Source organism: Sphingomonas sp., from assembly GCF_036387595.1.
Lineage (GTDB): Bacteria > Pseudomonadota > Alphaproteobacteria > Sphingomonadales > Sphingomonadaceae > Sphingomonas.
Genome location: NZ_DASVTL010000067.1, coordinates 1 through 23,583, shown reverse-complemented (window position 1 = coordinate 23,583; position 23,583 = coordinate 1). Strand labels below are relative to the sequence as shown.

Genomic DNA, 23,583 nt, shown 5'->3' with positions numbered 1-23,583 from the left:
GCCTGTGACGGTTCCTGCCTTTCTGGACGAAGCGGACGCGGACCATCCGGGTTGGCGCAGTTTCCGCCTGAGCGATCCGACCCGGTTCAACACCCTGCTCGGCGCGATGCACTACCGGATCGAAGGCGAGATCGCGCGCGTGCGGATGATGCCGGAGCATCGCCATTCCAATCGGCGCGATCATGTTCACGGCGGCGCGCTGCTCGGCTTCATCGACGTCGCGCTGTTCGCTGCGTCGCGCGGGTTCGGGCTCATAACCGCCGGCACCGCGGTGACGCTGGACCTGAATACGCAGTTCATCGGCGGCGCTGCGATCGGCACGGCGATCGAGGCGCAGGTCGAGGTGTTGAAGGAAACCGGGCGGCTGATCTTCCTGCGCGGGCTGGTCGTGCAGGGTGACGGGGAAACACGGGTCGCGGCGTTCTCGGCGACCATCCGCAAGCCTTCGTCGCCCTCACCCTTCCGCGGCTCCGCCGCTCCCTCCCTCTCCCAGCGGGAGAGGGAAGGCGCCCGCTCGGCGCAGCCGAGTGGGAAGGGTGAGGGCGAGTAATCGGGCTGTTACGATGACGAATGTCCTTGCCGCTTACGACGCGCTGGTCGCGTGCGGGGAATTGCGTGCCGATCCCGAACAGGCCGCCGCGGCGGCGCGGCTGGCGGCGCTCGCGGCCGAGCTGCAGGCGGTGCCGACGCGCGGCAGCACGCTCTGGCGGCTGATGGGGCGCAAGCCTGTTGCGCCGCGGGGCCTGTATCTTTGGGGCGGGGTGGGGCGCGGCAAGTCTATGCTGATGGACCTGTTCTTCCGGCATCTGAAGATCGCGCGCAAGCGGCGGGTGCATTTCGCCGAATTCATGCTGGAAATCCACCAGCGCATCGCTGTGGAACGCGCCAAGGAGACCGGCGACCCGATCGCGCCGGTCGCCGCAGCGCTTGCCGACGACGTGCGGCTGCTGGCGTTCGACGAGATGATGGTGACCAATTCGCCCGATGCGATGATCCTGTCGCGGCTGTTCACCGCGCTGATCGAAGCGGGGGTGACGATCGTCACCACATCGAACCGGGCGCCGTCGGACCTCTATCTCAACGGGCTGAACCGCGAGCATTTCCTGCCCTTCATCGCGCTGGTGGAGGCGCGGCTCGACGTGGTGCCGCTCAACGGCCCGGTGGATTACCGGCGCGAGCGGCTGGGCAGCGTCGATACCTGGCTGGTGCCCAATGGCGAGGGGGCGACCGCCGAACTTTCCGCCGCCTTCTTCCGCCTGACCGACTATCCGCCCGAGGACAGCGCCCATGTGCCGGCCGAGGAGCTGCCGGTGGGCGGCGGGCGGACGTTGCGCGTGCCCAAGAGCCTGAAGGGGGTCGCGGTCTTCGCGTTCAAGAAGTTGTGCGGCGAGGCACGCGGCGCGGCGGATTATCTGGCGATCGCGCGCCATTATCATACCGTGATCCTGGTCGGCGTGCCCCGGCTCGGCCCCGAGAACCGCAACGAGGCGGCGCGCTTCGTCGCGCTGATCGACGCGCTGTACGAGCATAAGGTCAAGCTGCTGGCCGCCGCGGATGCGCAGCCCGCCGAACTCTATGAGGCGGGGGACGGGCGGTTCGAATTCGAGCGGACGATCAGCCGGCTGGAGGAGATGCGGTCGGAGGACTATCTTGCGCAGGGGCACGGCAGCGCTTGATGCACATGCGAACCATTCGCATTTATAATCTTCACCCTTTCCCTTTAACGGTTGCCGTCCTCATGCAATGGGCGTAGGCGGCGTGTCCAATCGCACCGCTCATGGTCACGGGAGTTGGATTGGAATGGCTCGCAAGAAGATCGCGCTGATCGGCGCCGGCAATATCGGCGGCACGCTCGCGCACCTCGCGGCTCTCAAGGGCCTGGGCGATATCGTGCTGTTCGACGTGGTCGAGGGCGTGCCGCAGGGCAAGGCGCTCGATCTGTCGCAATGCGGGCCGGTCGAGGGCTTCGATGCGGACGTAACCGGGTCCAACGATTATGCCGATATCGCGGGTGCCGACGTCATCATCGTCACCGCCGGGGTGGCGCGCAAGCCGGGGATGAGCCGCGACGACCTGCTCGGCATCAACCTGAAGGTGATGAAGGCGGTCGGCGAGGGGATCAAGGCCAACGCGCCCGGCGCCTTCGTGATCTGCATCACCAACCCGCTCGATGCGATGGTGTGGGCGCTGCGCGAATTCTCCGGGCTGCCGCATCACATGGTCGTCGGCATGGCGGGGGTGCTGGATTCCTCGCGCTTCAGCCATTTCCTGGCCGACGAGTTCAAGGTCGCGGTCCGGGACGTCAACACCTTCGTGCTCGGCGGCCACGGCGACACGATGGTGCCGGTGGTGCAATATTCGACCGTGGCGGGCATCCCCGTCCCCGACCTGATCGCGATGGGCCGCTCGACGCAGGCGCGGATCGACGCGATCGTCCAGCGCACGCGCAGCGGCGGCGGCGAGATCGTCGCGCTGCTGAAGACGGGTTCGGCTTATTATGCGCCGGCGACCAGCGGCATCGCGATGGCCGAGGCGTATCTGAACGACGCCAAGCGGCTGCTGCCGTGCGCGGCCTATGTCGAGGGCAAGTACGGTGTCGACGGGCTGTACGTCGGCGTACCGGTGGTGATCGGCGCGGGCGGGGTCGAGGAGATCGTCGAGGTGAAGCTGGATGACGAAGCCAAGGCGAATTTGCAGGTTTCGGTCGAGGCGGTGAAGGAACTGTTGGTGGCATGCCGGGGCATCGATTCGAGCCTTGGCTGAGGAGTATCGTCATGGGTGAGTATGATCCAAGCCTTTACGAGCGACGCAACTACCCTGCGTACCTCGAAGACTATGGTTCGTGGATCACCGCCCAGATCGAGCTGTTGAGAGATGGGCAGTTCGATGAGCTCGACCTCGAAAATCTTTTGGAGGAGATCGAGGGATTGTCGCGCTCGAACTTCGATGCGTTCAAGAGCGCGATTAGGATCGTCCTCATCCACATGTTGAAGTGGGACGTGCAGACCGACCATCAATCAAGAAGTTGGGCTGTCTCCATCGACGGGCATCGCGTCCGCGTTCGAGACAATTTGGAGGAAAGCCCGAGTTACAAGTCGCGAATTGATGAAGCCGTTGCCAAGGCTTATCGTCGCGCGCGTTATGACGCATCCAAGGAGACGCGGCTGCCGCTGAAGCACTTTCCCGAGATTTGTCCCTTCACGTTCGACGAGATCATGAACCGCGAGCATCACTTGCGCGGAAGTGATTCCGACGAAATACCGGAGCCCTTTGATTCATGAGCATCCTCGTCGATAGAAACACCAAGGTCATCACCCAGGGGATGACCGGCGAAACCGGCAGCTTCCATACCCAGGCGGCGCTGGATTACGGCACGCAGATGGTCGGCGGCGTGACGCCGGGCAAGGGCGGGACGCAGCATCTCGGCCTGCCGGTCTATAACACCGTCGCCGAGGCGAAGGCGAAGACCGGCGCGACCGCGAGCGTGATCTACGTACCGCCGCCCTTCGCCGCGGATTCGATCCTCGAAGCGATCGACGCCGAAATCCCGCTGATCGTCACGATCACCGAGGGCATTCCGGTGCTCGATATGGTCCGCGTTAAGCGCGCTCTCAGCGGCTCCAAGTCGCGGCTGATCGGACCGAATTGCCCCGGGGTGCTGACGCCCGGCGAGTGCAAGATCGGCATCATGCCGGGCAGCATCTTCAAGAAGGGCTCGGTCGGCGTCGTCTCGCGCTCGGGCACGCTGACCTATGAGGCGGTGTTCCAGACCTCGAACGCCGGGCTGGGCCAGACGACCGCGGTCGGCATCGGCGGCGATCCGGTGAACGGCACGAACTTCATCGACGTGCTGGAATTGTTCCTGGCCGACGACGCGACCACGTCGATCATCATGATCGGCGAGATCGGCGGCGATGCCGAGGAGCAGGCGGCGCAGTTCCTGATCGACGAGGCCAAGCGCGGCCGCGCCAAGCCGATGGCGGGCTTCATCGCCGGGCGAACCGCGCCGCCGGGCCGCCGCATGGGCCATGCCGGCGCGATCGTGTCGGGCGGTAAGGGCGATGCGGAGAGCAAGATCGCGGCGATGGAAGCCGCCGGGATCAAGGTCTCGGCGTCTCCGAGCGAATTGGGTTCGACGCTGGTGAGCGTGTTGAACGGGTAAGCTACTTTCCCTCTCCCCTTGGGAGAGGGAGGGAGCGGCGAAGCCGCGGAAGGGTGAGGGCAGTGTGCAAGCTGTCCTCACCCTCCCACTCCGCTACGCTACGCGGAGCGGGCCCCTCCCTCTCCTGGAAGGAGAGGGGTTGAGGAAGAACATGATGGGCTACGAAGGTCAGGATTTCTCCGATATCGCCGCCGGCGTCAGCGCCGGGTTCATCGAGGGGCTATACGGCCGGTTCAAGGCCGATGCAGGGTCGGTCGAACCCGGCTGGCGCAATTTCTTCGAGGGTCTGGAGACCGCGCAGGGACCGAGCTGGGCGAGCGATCGCTGGCCGCTGACCACCACCGACGATCTGACCGCGGCGCTCGATCCGACGCAGATGGAACCGGCGCCCAAGCCCGCCAGGAGCGGTGCGGCGAAGCCGGCGGCGCCCGCCCCCGCTGCGGTGTCGAAGGACGACATCGTCAAGGCGGCGGGCGACGCGATCCGCGCGCAGCTGCTCGTGCGCACCTACCGGGTTCGCGGGCACCTCGCCGCTAATCTCGATCCGCTCGGCCTGTCGAAGCGCGAGATGCCCGAGGATCTGAAGACCCAATATCACGGCTTTTCGGACGCCGATATCGACCGCCCGGTCTATCTCGGCGGGACGCTCGGCTTCGAATGGGTGACGATCCGCGAACTCGTCGACACGCTGCGCGCCAATTACTGCGGCAACGTCGGCCTGGAATATATGCACATCGCCGACGTCGAGGAGCGCCGCTTCCTCCAGGAACGGCTGGAGGGCAAGGACAAGGCGGTCGGCTTCACGCCCGAGGGCAAGAAGGCGATCCTGGCCAAGGTCGTCGAGGCCGAGCAATGGGAGCGCTTCCTCGGCAAGAAGTACGTCGGCACCAAGCGCTTCGGGTTGGACGGCGGCGAGAGCATGATCCCGGCGCTGGAAAGCGTCATCAAATACGGCGGCCAGATGGGAGTCCGCGAGATCGTCTACGGCATGGCGCACCGCGGCCGGCTGAACGTCCTGGCCAACGTCATGGCCAAGCCGCTGCGCGTGATCTTCCACGAATTCGCCGGCGGATCGGCGCAGCCCGACGAGATCGGCGGATCGGGCGACGTCAAATACCACCTCGGCACGTCCACCGACCGCGAATTCGACGGCATCAAGGTGCATATGTCGCTGGTCGCCAACCCGTCGCACCTGGAGGCCGCCGATCCGGTGGTGCTGGGCAAGACCCGCGCGATCCAGACGATCGCCGACGATCTGAAGAACCATTGCCACGCTTTGCCGGTGCTGATCCACGGCGATGCGGCCTTCGCGGGGCAGGGGATCGTGTGGGAATGCCTCGGCTTCTCCGGCATCCGCGGCTATAACACCGGCGGCTGCGTCCATTTCGTCATCAACAATCAGATCGGCTTCACGACCAGCCCGCAATTCGCGCGCTCGTCGCCCTATCCGTCGGACGTCGCCAAGGGCGTGCAGGCGCCGATCTTCCACGTCAACGGCGACGATCCCGAGGCGGTGACCTTCGCCACCAAGATGGCGATGGAATTCCGCCAGACCTTCCACCGCGACGTGGTGATCGACATGTGGTGCTATCGCCGCTTCGGCCATAACGAGGGCGACGAGCCGAGCTTCACCCAGCCGCTGATGTATTCGGTGATCCGCCAGCATCCGCCGGTGAGCGAGATCTACGGCGCGCGGCTGGTCAAGGAAGGCGTCGTCGATCAGGCGTGGATCGACGCACAGATCGCGCAGACGACGGCGATGTTCGAGGGCGAGTTCGAGGCGGGCGCGAGCTACAAGCCGAACAAGGCCGATTGGTTCGCGGGCCGCTGGTCCGGGCTGCACGCCCCGACCGACGGCGAGGCGACGCGGCGCAACGTCGATACCGGCATCGAGCTGAAGCTGTTCGAGGGACTCGGCCGCACGCTGACGACGGTGCCCGAGGGCATCCGGATCCACAAGACGCTCAGCAGGGTGCTCGACGCCAAGCGGCAGATGTTCGCGAGCGGCAGCAATTTCGATTGGGCGACCGGCGAGGCGCTGGCGTTTGGATCGCTGCTGTCGGAGGGATATGGGGTCCGCCTGTCGGGGCAGGATTCGGGGCGCGGCACGTTCAGCCAGCGCCACGCGGTGTGGGTCGACCAGACTGACGAGCATAAATATGTGCCGCTCCAGACGGTGGAACATGGCCGGTTCGAGGTGCTCGATTCCCCCTTGAGCGAATATGGCGTGCTGGGCTTCGAATATGGCTATGCGCTGGCCGACCCCAAGACTTTGGTGATGTGGGAGGCGCAGTTCGGCGATTTCGTCAATGGCGCGCAGATCATGATCGACCAGTTCATCGCCAGCGGCGAAGCCAAGTGGCTGCGCGCCAACGGCCTGGTGATGCTGTTGCCACACGGCTACGAAGGGCAGGGGCCGGAACATTCGTCGGCGCGGCCGGAGCGGTTCCTGCAATTGTGCGCAGGGGACAATATGCAGGTCGCGAACTGCACGACCCCGGCGAATTACTTCCATCTTCTGCGCCGCCAGATGCACCGCAATTTCCGTAAACCCCTGATCGTGATGACGCCCAAGTCGCTGCTGCGGCACAAATTGGCGGTGAGCCAGGCGGCGGATTTTCAGGGCGACAGCCACTTCAAGCGCATCCTCTCCGACACCAACGGTGCCGCCGATGCGGAGACGAAGCGGCTCGTGCTGTGCACCGGCAAGGTCGCCTATGACCTGATCGAGGCACGCGACGCGGCGGGGGACACGGGAACGCAGATCGTCCGGATCGAGCAACTGTATCCCTTCCCCGGCGAGCCGCTGGCCAAGCGCGTGGCGCGGATGCCGGCGCTGGAGGAGGTCGTCTGGGCGCAGGAGGAGCCGAAGAACCAGGGCTATTGGTTCTTTGTCGAGCCGCTGATCGAGGAGGCGCTGGCGGCGGCGGGCGGCGCCTGCAAGCGTGCGCGCTATGCCGGGCGATCGGCGTCGGCCTCGCCCGCTACGGGTCTGATGAAGCGCCACCAGGCCGAGCAGGGGGCGCTGGTCGCCGACGCGCTCGGCCACAATGTCCGCGAGGAAATCCGCCGCGCGCGGGCGACCGAGGACCAGAAGACCGCGGGCAAGGCGGGCGCCTGAACCAGAACTATGGCCGGCGCGTCCGGCGGATGAGGTAAGAGAATATGGCAACCGAAGTCACCGTCCCCGTTCTGGGCGAATCGATCACCGAAGCGACCCTGGGCGAATGGCTCAAGCAGCCGGGCGACCCGGTGAAGGCCGACGAGCCGATCGCGAGTCTGGAGACCGACAAGGTCTCGGTCGAGGTGCCATCGCCGGTCGACGGCGTGATGGGCGCGCATGCGGTGCAGGTCGGCGACACGGTGCAGGTCGGCGCGATGATCGCGACCGTCGATGCGGGCGGCGCGGCGCCGGCTGCGGCTCCTGTGGCCGCCAAGCCCGCGGCGGCGGCTCCCGCGCCCTCGGCGCCCGCCCCGGCCGCGACCGAAGAGACGCCCGCGGCGCTCTCGCCTTCGGTGCGGCGTGCGGTGCTCGAACACGGCGTCGATCCGGCGTCGGTGAAGGGGACGGGCAAGGACGGGCGGATCACCAAGGAGGACGTGCAGGCCGCGGCATCGTCGAAGCCCGCCGCTTCGGCGCCAGCACCCGCCGCCGCCACCGCGCCGGCACCCGCTGCCGCGAGCGGGCGCAGGGAGGAGCGGGTCCGCATGACGCGCCTGCGCCAGACGATCGCCAAGCGGCTGAAAGAGGCACAGAATACCGCCGCGATGCTGACGACGTTCAACGACGTCGACATGACCGCGGTGATCGAAGCGCGCGCCAAGTATAAGGATCTGTTCGAGAAGAAGCACGGCGTGCGGCTCGGCTTCATGGGCTTCTTCGTGAAGGCCGCGACGATGGCGTTGAAGGACTTGCCCTCGGTCAACGCCTCGATCGAAGGCGACGAGATCGTCTATCACGATTACGCCGACATCTCGGTCGCGGTGTCCTCGCCCGGCGGGCTGGTCGTGCCGGTGATCCGCGACTGCCAGGACTTGTCGGTAGCGGGGATCGAAAAGGCGATCGGCGACTTCGGCCGCCGCGCCAAGGACGGCACGCTCAAGATGGACGAGATGAAGGGCGGCACCTTCACGATTTCCAACGGCGGCGTGTTCGGCTCGCTGATGTCGACGCCGATCATCAACCCGCCGCAGTCCGCGGTGCTCGGCCTCCATCGCATCGAGGATCGCGCGGTGGTGGTGAACGGCCAGATCGTGATCCGCCCGATGATGTACCTCGCACTCAGCTACGACCACCGCCTGATCGACGGGCGCGAGGCGGTGGCGTTCCTGGTGGCGCTGAAAAATGCTATCGAGGATCCGACGCGGATTTTGATCGACCTGTAGCGGGAGCGTGGCACATGGATTGGCGGGACTATATCCATTCCACAGAGGGTGTATTGGGCGGAAAACCCGTGTTCAGGGACACGCGCTATTTTGTCGAGCGTGTGTTGAAGCTCGTCGGTGCCGGCTGGCAATATGACCAGATCGCGAGTGAATATCCGGGTATCCTGCCAGAACACCTGCGTTCCGCCGCCTTGTTCGCGGCTGATTTGATGCGCGATGAAAGCTATGTCGCGATCGGTCAGGCGCGTGCTGCTTGAGGCTGATCTGCGATGCCAATGTCGGTAGCATCATCGCGCAGGCACTTGCCGGGCGCGGTCACGATGTCGAACGGGCGATCTACGTGACCCCGAGCGCCGACGACGAGACCGTTCTTGCCTACGCCGTCGCGAACGCCCGTGTGTTGGTGACGTGCGATAGCGATTTCGGTGATCTGGTGTTCTTCAGGGGACATGCACCCCCGCCAGCCATTATCTATATACGGTTCGAGCCGGACGATGTGGGCGACATCGTCCCACGCCTGCTGGCAATCCCCGATTTCGATCGGCTGCGAGGCCATATCACTGTCTTGGGCGACGAACATGTCCGTCGTCGCCCTTTTACGCGAAAGGCCGACTCCGATGGCTGACTATGACTATGACGTCCTCGTGATCGGCGCCGGCCCCGGCGGCTATGTCGCCGCGATCCGCGCGGCGCAATTGGGCCTGCGGACCGCTTGCGCCGAAGCGCGCGAGACGCTGGGGGGTACCTGTCTGAACGTCGGGTGCATACCGTCCAAGGCGCTGCTGCATGCGTCGGAACTGTACCAGGAGGCCAAGGGCGGGCATCTGACCAAATTCGGCGTTGATTTCACCGGCGTCAGCCTCAACCTCGATCAGATGCACGCCGAAAAGGGCAAGGCGGTCAAGGAGCTGACCGGGGGCATCGAGTTCCTCTTCAAGAAGAACAAGGTGACGTGGCTCAAGGGGCGTGCAGCATTTCAGGATGCGCACAAGGTGACCGTGGGCGATCAGATCGTCACCGCCAAAAACATCGTCATCGCGACCGGATCGGTCGTCACCCCGCTGCCGGGGGTCGAGATCGACCAGCGCGTCGTGGTCGACAGCACCGGTGCGCTGGCCTTGCCCAAGGTGCCCGAGCATCTCGTCGTCATCGGCGGCGGTGTCATCGGGCTGGAACTGGGCAGCGTCTGGCGGCGGCTGGGGGCGAAGGTGACGGTGGTCGAATATGTCGACCAGATCCTGCCCGGCTTCGATGGCGAAGTCCGAAAGGAGAGCGCCAAGCTCTTCAAGAAGCAGGGCTTCGAATTCCGCATGTCGACCAAGGTGACGGGGGTCTCGGTCGATGGCGACACCGCGACGGTGACAGTCGAGCCGGCCGCGGGCGGTGTTGCCGAGACGATCGCGGCGGATGCGGTGCTCGTCTCGATCGGGCGCAGGCCCAATTTCGACGGGCTGAACCTGGAGGCGATCGGCTTGACCCCCAATGCGCGGGGGCAGGTGGATACGCATCACGACTTCCGCACGTCGGTGGATGGCGTCTGGGCGATCGGCGACTGTACCCCTGGCCTGATGCTGGCGCACAAGGCCGAGGACGAAGGCGTTGCCGTCGCCGAAAACATCGCCGGGCAGACGGGCATCGTGAACCACGATGTGATCCCGAGCGTGGTCTATACGATGCCGGAGATCGCTGGCGTCGGCCTGACCGAGGAAGCTGCGGCGGCCAAGACCGAGATAAAGGTGGGCAAATTCCCCTTCGCCGCAAACAGCCGCGCCAAGACCAACCGCGACACCGATGGTTTCGTGAAGGTCATCGCGGATGCCAAGTCGGACCGGGTGCTGGGCGTGTGGATCGTCAGCAGCCTGGCGGGCACGCTGATCGCCGAAGCCGCCATCGCTATGGAGTTCGGCGCGACCAGCGAGGACATCGCCTATACCTGCCACGCGCATCCGACGCATGCCGAGGCGCTGAAGGAAGCGGCGATGGCGGTGCAGGGCAAGCCGATCCACGCCTAGCCTCAGGGGCTTGGATTGCGGCGGTTGCACCGGCTCGGCGTTGCGATAAGGTCGGCGCACGAAGCGGGTCGTGCTTACCGGGGGATAGCGTGAGCGGGGGCAATTTGCAGGCCGCGGCGGTTCAGGCCGACCGCCTTGCGGCGGCGCATCGGGCGCTGCGCGAGGACGCGTCGATCCAATTCGTGCTGTCGCGCGCCAAGCCGCCGCCGGCGCCGCCCGAATGGCTCCGCGCGCTTGGTCGCTGGTTGCGCGATGTGTTCGCGCCTGTCGGCCGTGCGCTGCAATGGATCGGCAGCTTCATGCCCGATGCGCCTTATGCGCGGATCATCCTTTGGGGCGTGATCGCGATCGCAGCGGCGGCGCTGCTCTGGATGATCTACGAGCGGGTCCGTCACGGGGTCTGGCGACTGGCCACCCGGCGCAAGTCGACAGCCGCGGCAGGTGTCGCGCTTGCCGAGGAGGAATGGACCCCGGACGCCGCGCCGGTGCGTGCGTGGCTCCAGGAGGCGGACGCGCTGGCTGCACGCGGCGAGTTCGCGCAGGCGATACATCTGCTGCTGTTCCGATCGGTGGAGGACATCGCGCGCCGCCGCCCCGCCGCAGTCCGACCTGCGCTGACGAGCCGCGAACTCGCCGCGGCACCGGGCATCCCGACGGGCGCACGCAGGCTGTTCGCGCGGATCGCGGCAACGGTGGAGGCCAGCCTGTTCGGCGGCCATGCGGTCGATGATGCCGACTGGACGCAGGCCCGCACGGCCTATGCCGACTTCGGTTTGCCCGGAGCATGGAAGGCATGAGCGACCTGACGATGGGGCAGGGGGCAAGCGGGGAGGGCGCTTTCCGGCCACGAACGATCGCGCTGATGATCGTCGTCGGGCTGATCGGCTTCGTCGGCATGCTGATCGTCGGCGCCTATGCGCCCGATCTGCGCTCCGGGCGCAACGGCGGCGCCCACGCGCTGTCGAACGGGGCGACCGGCTATGCCGGGTTGGTGGCGCTGGCCGAGGCGACGGGGCGCAGGCCGCAGATCGTGCGCGACAAGCGGCTGCTCGATGTGCCCGACCTGCTCGTGGTGACCCCCGAAAGCGGCTATATCGACATGTCGGAGGTGCTCGGCCAGCGGACGGATAAGCCGACCCTGGTGATCCTGCCCAAATGGGCGACCATGCCCGACAAGGACACGACCGGCTGGGTGAATTACGTCGGGCTGGCGGGCCGGGGCAATGCCGAACGCGTGCTCGCGCCGGCCGACAAGCTGACCGTCGCCATCTCTCGAAGCCAGGGCTTCCGGCTGGTGTCGCGGGCGGCGCGCGAATACGGGATGCGCTTCACCGCGCCGCGACCGTTGCAGACCTTTTCGGGCGCCGGAGTCCTCCCGCTCATCACCGATCGCGACGGACGGATCGTGCTCGGCGCGCTGGGCACTCGGCCGGTGTACGTGCTGTCCGACCCGGACCTGATCGACAACCGCGGGTTGGCGACCGAGGCGGGCGCGCGGGCGGCGCTGGAGCTGCTGGATTATCTTCAGCACAATGGCGCGGAATCGATCTATTTCGATGTCACGCTCAACGGTCTGGGGCATTCGTCCAGCCCGTTGAAGCTCGCATTCTCGCCACCGTTCCTGGCGATGACGCTGGCGATCGCCGCGGTTCTCCTGCTCGTCGGGATTCAGGCAGTGGCGCGCTTCGGCCCCGCGCGCCTGCGCCCGCGCGCGATCGCCTTCGGCAAGGCGGCGTTGATCGACAATGCCGCCACGCTGGTCCGTCGTGCAGGCCGCGAGGCAGCGCTGGGAAGCCGGTATGCGCAGGTGATCCGCGAGCGCGCGGTGAACGCGTTCGGCGTGCCCGCGCGGCTGCGCGACGGGGCGATCGACGATTACCTCGATCGGCTGCGCGGCCGCGCGCGCTTCACCGATCTCGCGACGGCCGCAACCCAGGCCCAGGACCGGCACGCGCTGGCCCAGGCCGCTCAGGCGCTCCACCGATGGGCGATCACCGACAACAAGGAGACCAGGACGTGACGGTGGACGAGGTATGCGCACTGGCCGAAACGATCCGCGGAGAGATCGGCAAGGCGGTGGTCGGTCAGGAGGCTACCGTTGACATGATGCTGACCGCGCTGTTCGCGGGCGGGCATATCCTGCTGGAGGGGCCGCCGGGCACCGCCAAGACCTTGGTCGCGCACAGTTTCGCGCGCGTCGTCGGGCTGGCGTTCCGGCGCATCCAGTTCACGCCGGACCTGATGCCGGGCGACATCATCGGCGCGAACCTGTTCAATTTCCAGACGTCGCAATTCACGCTCACGCGCGGGCCGATCTTCACCGATCTGCTGCTCGCCGACGAGATAAACCGCACCCCGCCCAAGACCCAGGCCGCGCTGCTGGAGGCGATGCAGGAGCGCACCGTGACGATCGACGGCGACTCGCTGCCGCTGGGTGATCGGTTCATGGTGGTGGCGACGCAAAACCCGATCGAGCAGCAGGGTGTGTACCCTCTGCCGGAAGCGCAGCTCGACCGGTTCCTCTTCAAGCACGTCGTCGGCTATCCCAGCGCCGAGGAAGAGCGCCGCATCATCGCGTCGCACGGCAGTCGGCAGAGCGCGATGGCGCCCGAGGATTGGGGGGTCGAGCCGCGCTGCGATGCCGGCACGCTCGACGCGGCGGTGGCGTGCGTCGCGGGGGTGCGGCTGGTCGACGAGGTGATCGACTATATCGCCGCACTGGTCCGCGCGACGCGCGACGTCGCCGATCTGGAGAGCGGGGCGTCGCCCAGGGCGGGCGCGATGCTGGCGGGGGCGGCGCGCGCGCGCGCCGCGCTCGACGGGCGGGATTTCGTCATTCCGGACGACGTGAAGGCGTTGGCGCCGGCCTTGCTGCGCCACCGGCTGATCCTCTCGCCCGCCGCCGAGATCGACGGCCGGCTGATCGAGCATGTCGTGGCCGACATCATCGAGGCGATCGAGGCGCCGCGTTGACGCGGGTGCCATGATGATTCGCCGGATTCCGGAACAGGAACCGCATGACGGGTAGGACCACGATCTATCCGACCCGCGCGGCCGTGTTCGCAGCGGCGGCGGGTGTGCCGCTGGCGCTGGTCGTCGGCGTCGTCGTGCCGCATGCCTGGTATGCCGGGCTGGCGTGGCCAGCCGCCGTCCTGCTGCTGACGCTGGTGGACGGGCTGAGGGGGGGCAGTGGAGCGACGGCGACGCTGTCCACGCCTGCAAGCGTGTGCGTCGGCGAGACGATTGAACTGACGCTCGACGTCTCCGTTGCCGGCGCGCCATCGCGGATTGAGGTCGCGCTCGCCGCGCATCCGCTTCTCTTCGCCGAAGACGACGGGCGCAGCTGGATGACGCTGGCGAACGGCCGCGGCGCGGCGCTGTTGCGGGTCACCGCGATCCGCCGCGGCACCGCGGGGATCGACCGTGTCTGGCTGCGCTGGCGCGGCAGCCTGGGGCTGGTCTGGAAGCAACGGGTGATCGAGAACGACGCGACCTTCCCGATCCTGCCCGACATCCGCCCGGTGCAGAACCGCGGTGCCGAGATATTCCGACGCCATGCGCTTCAGGGGTTGATGGCGCAGATCGACCGCGGCGACGGCACCGATTTCGATGCGCTGGTCGAATTCCGCACGGGCATGGATCGCCGCGCGATCGACTGGAAGCAATCAGCACGGCACCGCAAGCTCCACGCCAAGGAATTTCGCACCGAACGCAACGAACAGGTCGTCTTCGCGGTCGATTGCGGGCGGCAGATGTCGGATCCCGTCGCAGGCCTGCCGCGAGTAGATCGGGCGGTGTCTGCGATGCTGCTGACCGCGTGGGTCTCGCTGAAGCTGGGTGACCGGGTGGCGCTCCACGCCTTCGATTCGCGCCCGCGCATCGCCAGCGGGCTGGTGTCGGGGGCTGGCGCGTTTGCCGAACTGCAGCGGCTGGCGGCGAGGATCGATTATGGCGGCGAGGAGAGCAACTACACCTTTGCGCTGACGACGCTGGCCACCCGGCTGACGCGGCGGTCGATGATCGTGCTGTTCACCGAATTCACCGACCTGGCCTCGGCCGATTTCCTGGTGCGTGCAGTGTCGCGGCTGGTGGAGACGCATCTGTTGATGGTGGTCGTGCTGCGCGACGAGGAGCTGGAGGCGATCGTCGATCGTTCGCCGGTGGATGCCGACGACGTCACCCGCGCGGTGACCGCGGCGGGGCTGCTGCGCGATCGTTGGGTGGTGCTGGCACGGCTCAGGCACCTGGGCGTGCACGTCGTCGAGGCGGAGCACGACCGCGTCGGTGATCGGCTGGTCGCCGCCTATGTCGATCTCAAGCGGAGGAACCTGCTGTGACCGGGGTAGGGCAGGGGGCGATGATCCAGGGTGGGGCGGCGCCCGTGAACGCCACCCGCTTTCGCGCCGCGCATGCGGGGGACTGGGAACGGCTGGATCGGCTGGTCACGCGCGTGGAGAAGAAGTCGATCAGGGCGCTCGACGAAGACGACCTCCTCGCCTTGCCGTTGCTCTATCGCTCGGCGCTGTCGTCGTTGTCGCTGGCGCGCGCCACCTCGCTCGACCGCGCGCTCGTCACCTATCTCGAACAATTATGCACGCGGGCGTATTTCCAACTCTATGGGCCGCCCGCCTCGCCGGCGCGCGCGATCGGGCACTTCTTCCTCCGGGGATGGCCCGAAGCGGCGCAGGGGTTATGGCGCGAGACGCTGGCCGCCTTCGCGCTGCTGCTGGCCGGGATCTTCGCGGGGTATCTGATCGTCCGCAGCGATCCGGCTTGGTTCTACGCGATCATGCCCGATTCGCTTGCCGGCGGCCGTGATCCGACCGCGTCCTTCTCCAAATTATTCGACTCGTTATACGCCCCAAAGCAGGAAATGCTGGCGACCTTTGCAACCGCGCTGTTCACGAACAATGCCCAGGTCGCGATCTTCTCCTTCGCGTTGGGTTTCGCCTTCGCGGTGCCGACCGCCTTGCTGCTCGTCTACAACGGACTCTCGCTGGGGGCGTTGTGGGCGGTGTTCGTGGCCAAGGGGCTGGGGTTCGGCTTCATGGGGTGGATCGCGATCCACGGCACGACCGAGTTGTTCGCGATCTCGCTGGCGGGTGGGGCAGGGTTCCGGATCGGCACCGCCATCGCCTTTCCCGGCCGGATGTCGCGCGCCGATGCCGCGGTCGCGGCGGGCCGACAGGCGGCGGTGGTAATGGCGGGCGCTGTGGTGATGCTGGCTATTGCCGGGTTGCTCGAGGGGATCGGTCGCCAGACGATCCTGGGCGATGCGCAACGCTATGCGATCGGGGGGGCGATGCTCGTCGGGTGGCTGATGTATTTCTATCTGCCCCGGAGGAGCGGCGATGCGCTGGCCGCGTAGGAAGCGCCGCCCGGCCCGCGCGTCGCTGCGGCGCAGCTTCGTCACCCCCGAAGGCGTCGATCTCCAGCTGGAACTCGGCGCGGCCGGCGCGCGCGCGGGCGGCTTCGTCCTCGATGCGTTGATGATGATCTTCGTGGTGATCGCGATGACGATCGCCATCGCCTATAGCGTTCCAGCCCGCTCGAAGGGCGACGTGCTCGCGATCCTGTGGCTTCTGGGCTTCTTCGGCTTGCGCAACGGCTGGTTCGTGCTGTTCGAACTGGGCGGCCGGGGCGCGACGCCGGGCAAGCGGATGATGGGCCTGCGCGTCGTCGCGCGCGATGGCGCGCGGCTGACCGGCGGCGCGGTGATCGCACGCAATGCGATGCGCGAGATCGAGGTGTTCCTGCCGCTGTCCTTCCTGGGTTATCAGACCGCGCAAGGCGCTGCGGACACGTTTCTGGTGATCTTCGCGCTTCTATGGAGCGGACTGTTCTTCTTCTTCCCGCTCTTCAACCGCGATCGGCTGAGGCTGGGCGATGTCGTGGCCGGCACCTGGGTGGTACGCGACGTCCGTGGCAATCTGGGCCACGATCTGGGGCTGGTCGAACGGCCGCGCCGCGTGTTCTCCGAAGCCGCGCTCGGCCTGTATGGCATATACGAATTGCAGACGCTGGAAGAGGTGCTGCGCGGCGGTCGCGCGGAAGCGATCTCCACGGTGGCGTGGACGATCCGGGGCAAGGCGGGGCTGGGCGATGACGGCGACGATCGCGGCTTCCTGGAGGATTATTATGCGGCGCTCTGCGTCCGCCTGGAGCGCGCGATGCTGCTAGGGCGCCGCCGCGAGGATAAATACGCCAGCCACTGAAGGGGATCGTTTCCTTCGCTGCCGGTTCACTGCGGCGAACAGGAGACGCACGATGGACGACGAACGCATCTGGGCCTTCGAGGAGAGCCTGTGGACCGCCGATGCGCTGCATTATCAGAATTCGATCGACGACGACTGTCTGATGGTGCTGCCGACGCCCCCCTATGTGATGGGTGGCCCCGAAGCGGTCGAGGCGGTGACGCACACGCCGCGCTGGGCGTCGGTTGACCTAACCGATCGTCGTGTCGCGCGGCCCGAGGAGGGGCTGATCGTGGTCGCCTATCATGCCAGGGCCGAGCGGGCGGGGGAGACGTATCAGGCGCATTGCACCTCCACCTACCGCCGTATCGCGCATGAGGAATGGCGCGTGGTGCAGCATCAGCAGACCCCGCCGTTGGCGCTGGCGGGATAGCCCTCAGCGGACCACGACGTCGCGCTTCATCGGCGCCAGCTTGGCCAGGAACCTGTTCTGCGCGGCGAAGGCCACGCCTTCGGCCTGCATCGCGCGTTGCAGATTGTCGACGAGCGCGCCCATGTCCGCTGTTTGCAGCCCCATGTCCCTGTGCGCGTCTTTCATCGTGCGGCCGGTGTAGGCGCAGCCGCCACCCAGGACGTAGCAGAAATGCTCCTTGAGCAGCCGGTGGAGGCGGATCGTATCCTGCCCCTTGAAGATGTCGCCGACCCGGGGATCGCGCAGGTTACGCGCGATTAGGTCGTCGACGATCCGGGAGACGCCGGCGTGCCCGTGGAATGCCGCGAACATCGCGTCGTCGCGGAATGGCGTCGCCCCGGCATTGGCCTCGGCATGAGCATAAGGCGGGACCGGCTCCTCACCCGGAGGCACCTGGGCGGCGAGAAGGAGAAGCGTCAGGATCATCGGTCTACTCTCTTCAGAACGCGCCCTGGAGCGACAGGAACGCCCCGCGCTGGCGCTTGACCGTGGCGATGTCGCCCAGGTCGGCATAGGCAGCCGTGAGTGACACGTTGCGGCTGAACGCCCAGGCGGCAAACAGGTCGAAGCTGTCGTCCTCCTGCGCGAAGGTCAGATTGTCCGGCTTCGTGCGATATTCGATACCGACGAGCATGCGGCGGGTGAGCAGCATACCGGCCGATCCTTCGAATTGCGCGGTCCGCTTCGCGCCGCGATCGCCGCCGAAGCCGAGCAATCCCAGCTGGTTCGCCTTGGTGAAGCGCACCGCGCCGCCGAGCACCGCGCTGCGGGCGAGCAGAACCTTGGTCGCGGCGACGTAGAAATCGGTGCCGCTGGTTTGGCGCGCGCCGAGTGCCTTGAGCAACGGCCGTCCCAGTCTCCCTCCGTCGGCGATCTTGTGCTGCACACCGATCGCAATCTGGGGCATCCAGCGATCCTGATCCCACACGGCATCGCCCGCGATGCGCAGCTTGGCGCCGAAGATATGCTGCGCGAAGGCATAACCGCGACCCAGGCCCAGTGCGGCGCCGGCATCTCGCGTGTCGAAGTTCTGATGTGCATAGGAGAGTTCGACCCGGTCGAAGAGGCCGATCGCCGCTCCGAAACTCTCCAGGTCGAAATCGGGCAGCGCAACGATCGTCGCATGCGCGGTACCGCCTATCCCTGCGTCGGTTTCGTTCCCCGCAATCAATGCCCAGGTGGCCAACCCCCCACCGCCTGCCCCCTCGACGCTGGTCACGCCGCCGGTCAGCAGCAGCTTGCCGCCAGCGCGCCCATCATCCGCCCATGCGCTTGCGGGTATCATCGCCAGCATAGCGGCAAGCGCGACCGCGATCCTTCCCAGCACCTGTCAATTCCGTCCGATTCCCGTGTCTTCACCGTTGTAAGCGGTCATGGTTATCATCCCGTAAATCGGCGGTTTACACGGTCGAAACCCGAACCGACTAGGTGACCGGTCGATGATCCGGCTCACCACTCGCAGTCTCGCCTTTGCGCTGGCTTTTCCCCCTGTCGTGGGAATATCCGCCGTCGCGCGCGCCGCTCCCGTCGCGGTCGACGTGCGCGGCGCGGACGGCAAGCCGTTGCTGGGTGCGATCGTGTCGGTGGAGAGTCCGCGCATCGGCGGGGCGCCGGTGCGCGGGCCCTATGCGGTCGAGCAACGTGACATCGCGTTCCAGCCACGCATGCTGATCGTGCCGGTCGGCGCGTCGGTGACCTTTCCCAATCGCGATCGCGTGCGTCATCACGTCTATTCCTTCTCCTCCCCCAAGAAGTTCGACCTGAAGCTATATGGGCGCGAAGACACGCGCAGCGTCGTCTTCGACAAGCCGGGCGTCGTCGCGCTGGGGTGCAACATCCACGATTCGATGAGCGGCATCGTCTATGTCACCGCGACGCCGTTCGCCGAGCAGGTCGATGGCAGCGGCCATGCGCGGTTCGACGGCGTTCCCGCCGGTGCGGTGACGATCCGCGTCTGGCACCCCTCGATCCGCAGCCGTGACAACAGTCTCGCGCAGAGCGTGACGGTTCCTGCCGCCGGCTTTGCAACCACGGTCTCGATCGCGCGCTGATGCTCTTTCGCCCGCGCTTCCGATCGCTGAGGACGCGACTGGCGGTTCTCTATGCGATCCTGTTTGCCGCCGCACTGACGGCCGTCGCGGTCGTCGCGCAGGTGATGATCTGGAACCACGCGCGGGGCAGCGTCACGGCGGAGCTGGCGAGCAGCGGCACGGTCTATGATCGGTTGTGGGCGTTGCGCGCCCAGTCTCTCACCGCATCGGCCGACGTGCTCGTGCGCGATTTCGGCTTTCGCGCCGCAGTCGCCAGCAACGATCGGCCGACGCTCGAGTCCGCGCTCGAGAACATACGTGCCCGCGCCGGCGTGTCTGCGGCGGCGGTGGTCGGCGTCGACGGACTCGTTCAGGGTAGCGTCGGCGGACTCGATGCGGCGACGACCAAGCTGGCGCGTGCCGCCGCGGCCGGTCGTCGCGATGCGGTGGCCGAGACGGACGGCGTTACCTACCGCCTCGTCACCTCGCCGATACTCGCGCCTATGCCGATCGGCTGGGTGGTTTTCGCGGTACGCCTGGACGCGCGCGAGATGCGCAGCCTGGAAAAACTGTCGGCGATCCCGGTGACCGCGACCATGTTGCGCCGACGCGGCGGTCACTGGGTCGAGGCGGGCGGCGGCGCGGGCAGCGATGCGATTGACGCACTGGTCGCACGCGTTGACGGGGACAGGACACCGGAACTGATCGCATTGCCCCAGGGTCGTGCATTTGCCATTGCCAAGCCACTCGCGGGACTCGCCGATGCGCCCGAGGCGGCGATCATGATCCGCTATCCGTTCGACGAGGCCATGGCGCCGTATGTGCCGCTGCAGATCGGCATCGGGCTGGCCGGGCTGCTCGGACTGATCCTGATGATCTTCGGCAGCCGCCGGTTGGCCGAAAGCATCGCGAGGCCGATCGCCGCACTCGAAGCGGCGGCTCGCGCGCTGGAGGAAGGCACGCGGACCGAAGTGGTCGCAGTCGGCAACGATGAGATCGGCCGGCTCGCGCACAGCTTCAACCGCATGTCCGCGGGCATCGTCGAGCGCGAGCACCGGATTACGCACCTGGCGTTCCACGACGCGCTGACCGGCCTGCCAAACCGCACGGCGTTCCGCCAGACACTTGAACAGGCGATCGCGCGTGTTCCGCGCAGCGGCGAGCGCGTCGCGATCTTCTGCCTCGATCTCGACGGTTTCAAGGGGGTGAACGATACGCTCGGCCATCCCGTGGGCGATGCCCTGCTGCGCGCGGTAGCGGAAATGCTTCAGGAGTTGACGCCCGATGCCATGGTCTCGCGGCTGGGCGGCGACGAGTTTGCGATCGTGCTGAGCGGACGGTTCGACGACGATCGCCCGCGCGCGCTGGGCCAGGCGATCCTGGATCGACTGCGCGAGCCGGTGAGTATCGAGGGCAGCCTGATCGCGGCCGGGGTCAGCACGGGGATCGCGATCGGCCCGCATGACGGGCATGACGCCGAGATGCTGCTCAAGAATGCCGATCTGGCGCTTTATCGCGCCAAGCAGGACGGGCGGGGATGCTTCCGCTTCTTCGAACCCGCACTAGACGAAGCCGCCCGCCGCCGCCGTCAGCTCGAACTCGACCTGCGCGAGGCGCTGCGATCGGGGCAGTTCGTCCTCAACTTCCAACCGATCTACGATCTGGACGCCGAGCGCATTGGGGGCTTCGAGGCGTTGCTGCGCTGGCATCATCCGACCCGCGGGCTGATCCCGCCCGTCGAATTCATCCCGGTCGCCGAGGAGACCGGATTGATCGTCGGCATCGGCGAATGGGTCATGCATGAGGCGTGCAAGCACGCACGCGACTGGCCCGAGCATGTCCGCGTCGCCGTGAACGTCTCACCCATCCAGTTCCGCAATGCCGGCTTCCAGGCGATCGTGCTCCAGGCGCTCGCGCGCAGCGGCATCGCGCGGGGCCGTCTGGAAATCGAAATCACCGAATCGGTTTTTCTCGATGGCGAGGGCAATGTCCTCGCGCTGCTCCACCGACTGCGCGAGATGGGCATCCGCATCGCGCTCGACGATTTCGGCACGGGCTATTCGTCGCTCAGCTATCTGCGGAGTTTTCCCTTCGACAAGCTCAAGATCGACCGGTCCTTCGTCATCGCGATCGCCGACGATCCCAGTGCCGCCGCGATCGTCAAGGTGATCGTGGACCTTGCCAAGGCGCTCCACATGGACACCACCGCCGAAGGCGTCGAAGAAGAAGGCCAGTTGTCGCAACTGCGCGGCCAGGGTTGCGGCAGCATCCAGGGCTATCTCTTCAGCCGGCCGGTAGGCGGCGATGCCGTACTTGGGCTGATCGCGGGCGAGGCCCAGTACCGGCGGCGTGCCTGACGCTTCTTACCGGTGAGACATGCGCGGTGCAGCCTGTCTGGCATTACGGCGGTCAGGCGTCCTACCTACCGGCTTTAGAATTGTCGCGCTGCGTCGTCGTGAGCTGATTTGGAGGCCTTGCCGTGGCCTGCCCGCCACGTTTCGGCCTTGGCCAGTGCCGAGGCATCATCGACGTCGATCCAGTCGAGGTCGCTGCAATCGACCACGCCGGCGTCGCCGGTAGCGGCGAGGATGCGGACGCCCTCGGTCAGTGACGGGGCATCGAGCGTCGCCAGCGCGGCGAACAGCTTCGGGCCGATCGCAAAGACGCCGGTGTCGTAGCAATCATGGGGCTCGAGCCCCTTGCCGATCGCGACGATGCGCCGCCCCAGCGTCGCCACGCAGGTGACGTCGAGGGGATCGACCCAGTCGTGGCCCAGCCGCCGGTCTATGCCCAGCGTCAATCCGCTTCCCGCACCCTCCGCCGCCACGCGGGCGTAGAGCGCCGGATCGACGAGATGGTCGCACATAAGCAGCAACGCATCGTCTTTCCCGACTGCGGAGGCGGCGGCGAGCACCGAGACGCCGTTCGGCAGCCGGGGGTCCGACCATACGATCTCGATCGCCACCGGCTGCACGCCGTTCGCCAGATGCGCGGCGATCTCGTCCCCGCGATAGCCCAGCACCAGCACCACGCGCCGGATGCCCGCCTGTGCGAGATTGTCGAGCGCATGATCGATCATCGGGCGACCGGCCACCGGGCACAGCGGCTTCGACGCTGCTGAACCCCGCAACCGGCTACCTTCGCCCGCGGCGAGAATCACCGCGGTGGTGATCCTTTCCTGAGGCACGCTCACGCAGCCTGGATGAAGTCTTCCACCGCTACCTTGGCGAGATCGTCGGTCATCTGGGTGCGCGGATGCTTGCAGAAATAGGCGCTTGCAGGATCGACGACGCCCTTCAGCCCGCGATCGCTGGCGATCTTGGCGCAGCGGATCATGTCGATCGCGACGCCCGCCGAATTGGGCGAATCCTCCACCGACAGGCGCAGTTCCAGGTTCATCGGCACGCCGCCGAACATCGTGCCTTCCATGCGCAGGAAGCACACCTTGTTGTCGTTCTGCCACGGCACATAATCGCTCGGCCCGATATGCACGTTGTCGTCGGAGAGCCGCTCGGCCGCGACCGATTGCACGGCTTCGGTCTTCGAAATCTTCTTCGATGCCAGCCGTTTGTGGTTGGACATGTTGAGGAAGTCGGTGTTGCCGCCGGTGTTGAGCTGGTACGTGCGTTCCAGCTTCACACCGCGCTTGGCGAACAGGTCGGTCAGCACGCGGTGGACGATCGTCGCGCCCAGCTGCGCCTTGATGTCATCGCCGATGATCGGCACCCCGGCATCCTCGAAGCGCTTCGCCCAGACGGGGTTCGACGCGATGAAGACGGGGATGTTGTTCACGAAGGCGACGCCGGCCTCCAGCGCGCATTCGGCGTAGAATTCGGTCGCTTCCTGGCTGCCCACGGGTAGATAGTTCATCAGCACGTCCGCGCGGGTGCGGCGCAGCTCGGCGACCACCTCGTCCTTGGTGGGTTCCGCCAAGTCGGCGAGCAGGAAGGTCCTGTCGTCCTTGAAATCGGCCATATGCTCGGCGAAACCGTCGAGCACGCGGCCCATCCTGACGACCGCGCCCGTCGCCTCGACCGTCGGGCAGAAGACCGCGGTGCAATTGGGCTTGGCGAAGATCGCTTCCGCGACGTCCAGCCCGACCTTGCGCCGGTCGATGTCCCAGGCGGCGACGACCTCGATGTCCGACGGGCGATATCCGCCCATGTCGTAATGCATCAGCCCCGTCTGGTCGTTCGCCCCCTCGCGGTAATGCGCCAGACCCTGCACGAGCGAGCTCGCGCAATTGCCGATACCCACGACGGCGACCTTGATGCTTGTCATCAGCCTATCTGATCCTTGGAGAAAATGGCACCCGCGCCCAGGTCCC

The 23,583-nt window shown here is 66.7% G+C and carries 23 protein-coding genes; 19 read left to right on the top strand and 4 right to left on the bottom strand.

Annotated features, from left to right (window positions below; translation table 11 throughout):
- Positions 1-4: 4 nt before the first annotated feature.
- The 17 genes from VF643_RS05565 (at position 5) to VF643_RS05485 (ending at position 17,187) form a co-directional block, all read left to right on the top strand.
- On the top strand, positions 5-550 hold the full coding sequence (locus VF643_RS05565) for a PaaI family thioesterase (RefSeq protein ID WP_331042382.1): 546 nt from the start codon (positions 5-7) through the stop codon (positions 548-550).
- A 13-nt stretch (positions 551-563) separates the two neighbouring features.
- Positions 564-1,676 (top strand): cell division protein ZapE, encoded by a 1,113-nt coding sequence (zapE, locus tag VF643_RS05560; RefSeq protein WP_331042381.1) that lies wholly within the window; start codon positions 564-566, stop codon positions 1,674-1,676.
- A 124-nt stretch (positions 1,677-1,800) separates the two neighbouring features.
- Complete coding sequence (gene mdh, locus VF643_RS05555) at positions 1,801-2,763, top strand: malate dehydrogenase (protein ID WP_331042380.1); 963 nt, start codon at positions 1,801-1,803, stop codon at positions 2,761-2,763.
- An 11-nt stretch (positions 2,764-2,774) separates the two neighbouring features.
- Positions 2,775-3,281: a DUF29 domain-containing protein gene (locus tag VF643_RS05550; RefSeq protein ID WP_331042379.1), complete on the top strand. Its 507-nt coding sequence runs from the start codon at positions 2,775-2,777 to the stop codon at positions 3,279-3,281.
- The gene (gene sucD, locus VF643_RS05545; RefSeq protein WP_331042378.1) at positions 3,278-4,162 is read left to right on the top strand and encodes a succinate--CoA ligase subunit alpha; all 885 of its coding nucleotides are present in this window, start codon (positions 3,278-3,280) and stop codon (positions 4,160-4,162) included. Before VF643_RS05550 ends, sucD begins: the two co-directional genes overlap by 4 nt.
- 154 nt (positions 4,163-4,316) lie before the next feature.
- Positions 4,317-7,283 carry a 2-oxoglutarate dehydrogenase E1 component gene (locus VF643_RS05540; protein WP_331042393.1) on the top strand — a complete coding sequence of 989 codons (2,967 nt, stop codon included), beginning with the start codon at positions 4,317-4,319 and terminating at the stop codon, positions 7,281-7,283.
- Positions 7,284-7,327: 44 nt separating this feature from the next.
- Complete coding sequence (odhB, locus tag VF643_RS05535; protein WP_331042377.1) at positions 7,328-8,548, top strand: 2-oxoglutarate dehydrogenase complex dihydrolipoyllysine-residue succinyltransferase; 1,221 nt, start codon at positions 7,328-7,330, stop codon at positions 8,546-8,548.
- 14 nt (positions 8,549-8,562) lie between these two features.
- Positions 8,563-8,805, top strand: coding sequence for a DUF433 domain-containing protein (locus VF643_RS05530; RefSeq protein WP_331042376.1), 243 nt, complete (start codon positions 8,563-8,565; stop codon positions 8,803-8,805).
- Positions 8,802-9,173: a DUF5615 family PIN-like protein gene (locus VF643_RS05525; RefSeq protein ID WP_331042375.1), complete on the top strand. Its 372-nt coding sequence runs from the start codon at positions 8,802-8,804 to the stop codon at positions 9,171-9,173. The genes VF643_RS05530 and VF643_RS05525 overlap by 4 nt, the downstream gene beginning before the upstream one ends.
- Positions 9,166-10,560: a dihydrolipoyl dehydrogenase gene (lpdA, locus tag VF643_RS05520; RefSeq protein ID WP_331042374.1), complete on the top strand. Its 1,395-nt coding sequence runs from the start codon at positions 9,166-9,168 to the stop codon at positions 10,558-10,560. The genes VF643_RS05525 and lpdA overlap by 8 nt, the downstream gene beginning before the upstream one ends.
- An 89-nt stretch (positions 10,561-10,649) precedes the next feature.
- Positions 10,650-11,357, top strand: coding sequence for a DUF4129 domain-containing protein (locus tag VF643_RS05515; RefSeq protein WP_331042373.1), 708 nt, complete (start codon positions 10,650-10,652; stop codon positions 11,355-11,357).
- Positions 11,354-12,580, top strand: coding sequence for a hypothetical protein (locus VF643_RS05510; protein ID WP_331042372.1), 1,227 nt, complete (start codon positions 11,354-11,356; stop codon positions 12,578-12,580). The genes VF643_RS05515 and VF643_RS05510 overlap by 4 nt, the downstream gene beginning before the upstream one ends.
- A complete protein-coding gene (locus VF643_RS05505; protein ID WP_331042371.1) occupies positions 12,577-13,533 on the top strand; it encodes a MoxR family ATPase in 957 nt (318 codons plus the stop codon). The genes VF643_RS05510 and VF643_RS05505 overlap by 4 nt, the downstream gene beginning before the upstream one ends.
- Before the next feature lie 44 nt (positions 13,534-13,577).
- Entirely contained in the window at positions 13,578-14,897 is a 1,320-nt protein-coding gene (locus VF643_RS05500) for a DUF58 domain-containing protein (protein ID WP_331042370.1), read from the top strand.
- A gap of 20 nt (positions 14,898-14,917) precedes the next feature.
- The gene (locus tag VF643_RS05495) at positions 14,918-15,928 is read left to right on the top strand and encodes a stage II sporulation protein M (protein ID WP_331042392.1); all 1,011 of its coding nucleotides are present in this window, start codon (positions 14,918-14,920) and stop codon (positions 15,926-15,928) included.
- A complete protein-coding gene (locus VF643_RS05490) occupies positions 15,912-16,775 on the top strand; it encodes an RDD family protein (RefSeq protein WP_331042369.1) in 864 nt (287 codons plus the stop codon). Before VF643_RS05495 ends, VF643_RS05490 begins: the two co-directional genes overlap by 17 nt.
- Before the next feature lie 52 nt (positions 16,776-16,827).
- A complete protein-coding gene (locus VF643_RS05485) occupies positions 16,828-17,187 on the top strand; it encodes a DUF4440 domain-containing protein (RefSeq protein WP_331042368.1) in 360 nt (119 codons plus the stop codon).
- Between the two features lie 3 nt (positions 17,188-17,190).
- Here the strand turns inward: VF643_RS05485 and VF643_RS05480 are convergent, their stop codons facing one another.
- Positions 17,191-17,652, bottom strand: a complete 462-nt coding sequence (locus tag VF643_RS05480) for a group 1 truncated hemoglobin (RefSeq protein WP_331042367.1) — start codon at positions 17,650-17,652, stop codon at positions 17,191-17,193.
- A 13-nt stretch (positions 17,653-17,665) separates the two neighbouring features.
- On the bottom strand, positions 17,666-18,553 hold the full coding sequence (locus VF643_RS05475; protein WP_331042366.1) for a DUF3034 family protein: 888 nt from the start codon (positions 18,551-18,553) through the stop codon (positions 17,666-17,668).
- Between the two features lie 112 nt (positions 18,554-18,665).
- On the opposite strand from VF643_RS05475, the gene VF643_RS05470 reads away from it, so the two are divergent.
- Together VF643_RS05470 and VF643_RS05465 are read left to right on the top strand one after the other, a co-directional pair.
- The gene (locus VF643_RS05470) at positions 18,666-19,277 is read left to right on the top strand and encodes a methylamine utilization protein (protein ID WP_331042365.1); all 612 of its coding nucleotides are present in this window, start codon (positions 18,666-18,668) and stop codon (positions 19,275-19,277) included.
- A complete protein-coding gene (locus VF643_RS05465; protein ID WP_331042364.1) occupies positions 19,277-21,613 on the top strand; it encodes a putative bifunctional diguanylate cyclase/phosphodiesterase in 2,337 nt (778 codons plus the stop codon). The genes VF643_RS05470 and VF643_RS05465 overlap by 1 nt, the downstream gene beginning before the upstream one ends.
- A 74-nt stretch (positions 21,614-21,687) precedes the next feature.
- Here VF643_RS05465 and VF643_RS05460 read toward each other — a convergent pair whose 3' ends face one another.
- On the bottom strand, positions 21,688-22,449 hold the full coding sequence (locus VF643_RS05460) for an NTP transferase domain-containing protein (RefSeq protein ID WP_331042363.1): 762 nt from the start codon (positions 22,447-22,449) through the stop codon (positions 21,688-21,690).
- Entirely contained in the window at positions 22,446-23,537 is a 1,092-nt protein-coding gene (locus VF643_RS05455) for an inositol-3-phosphate synthase (protein ID WP_331042362.1), read from the bottom strand. Before VF643_RS05455 ends, VF643_RS05460 begins: the two co-directional genes overlap by 4 nt.
- Between the last annotated feature and the right edge of the window lie 46 nt (positions 23,538-23,583).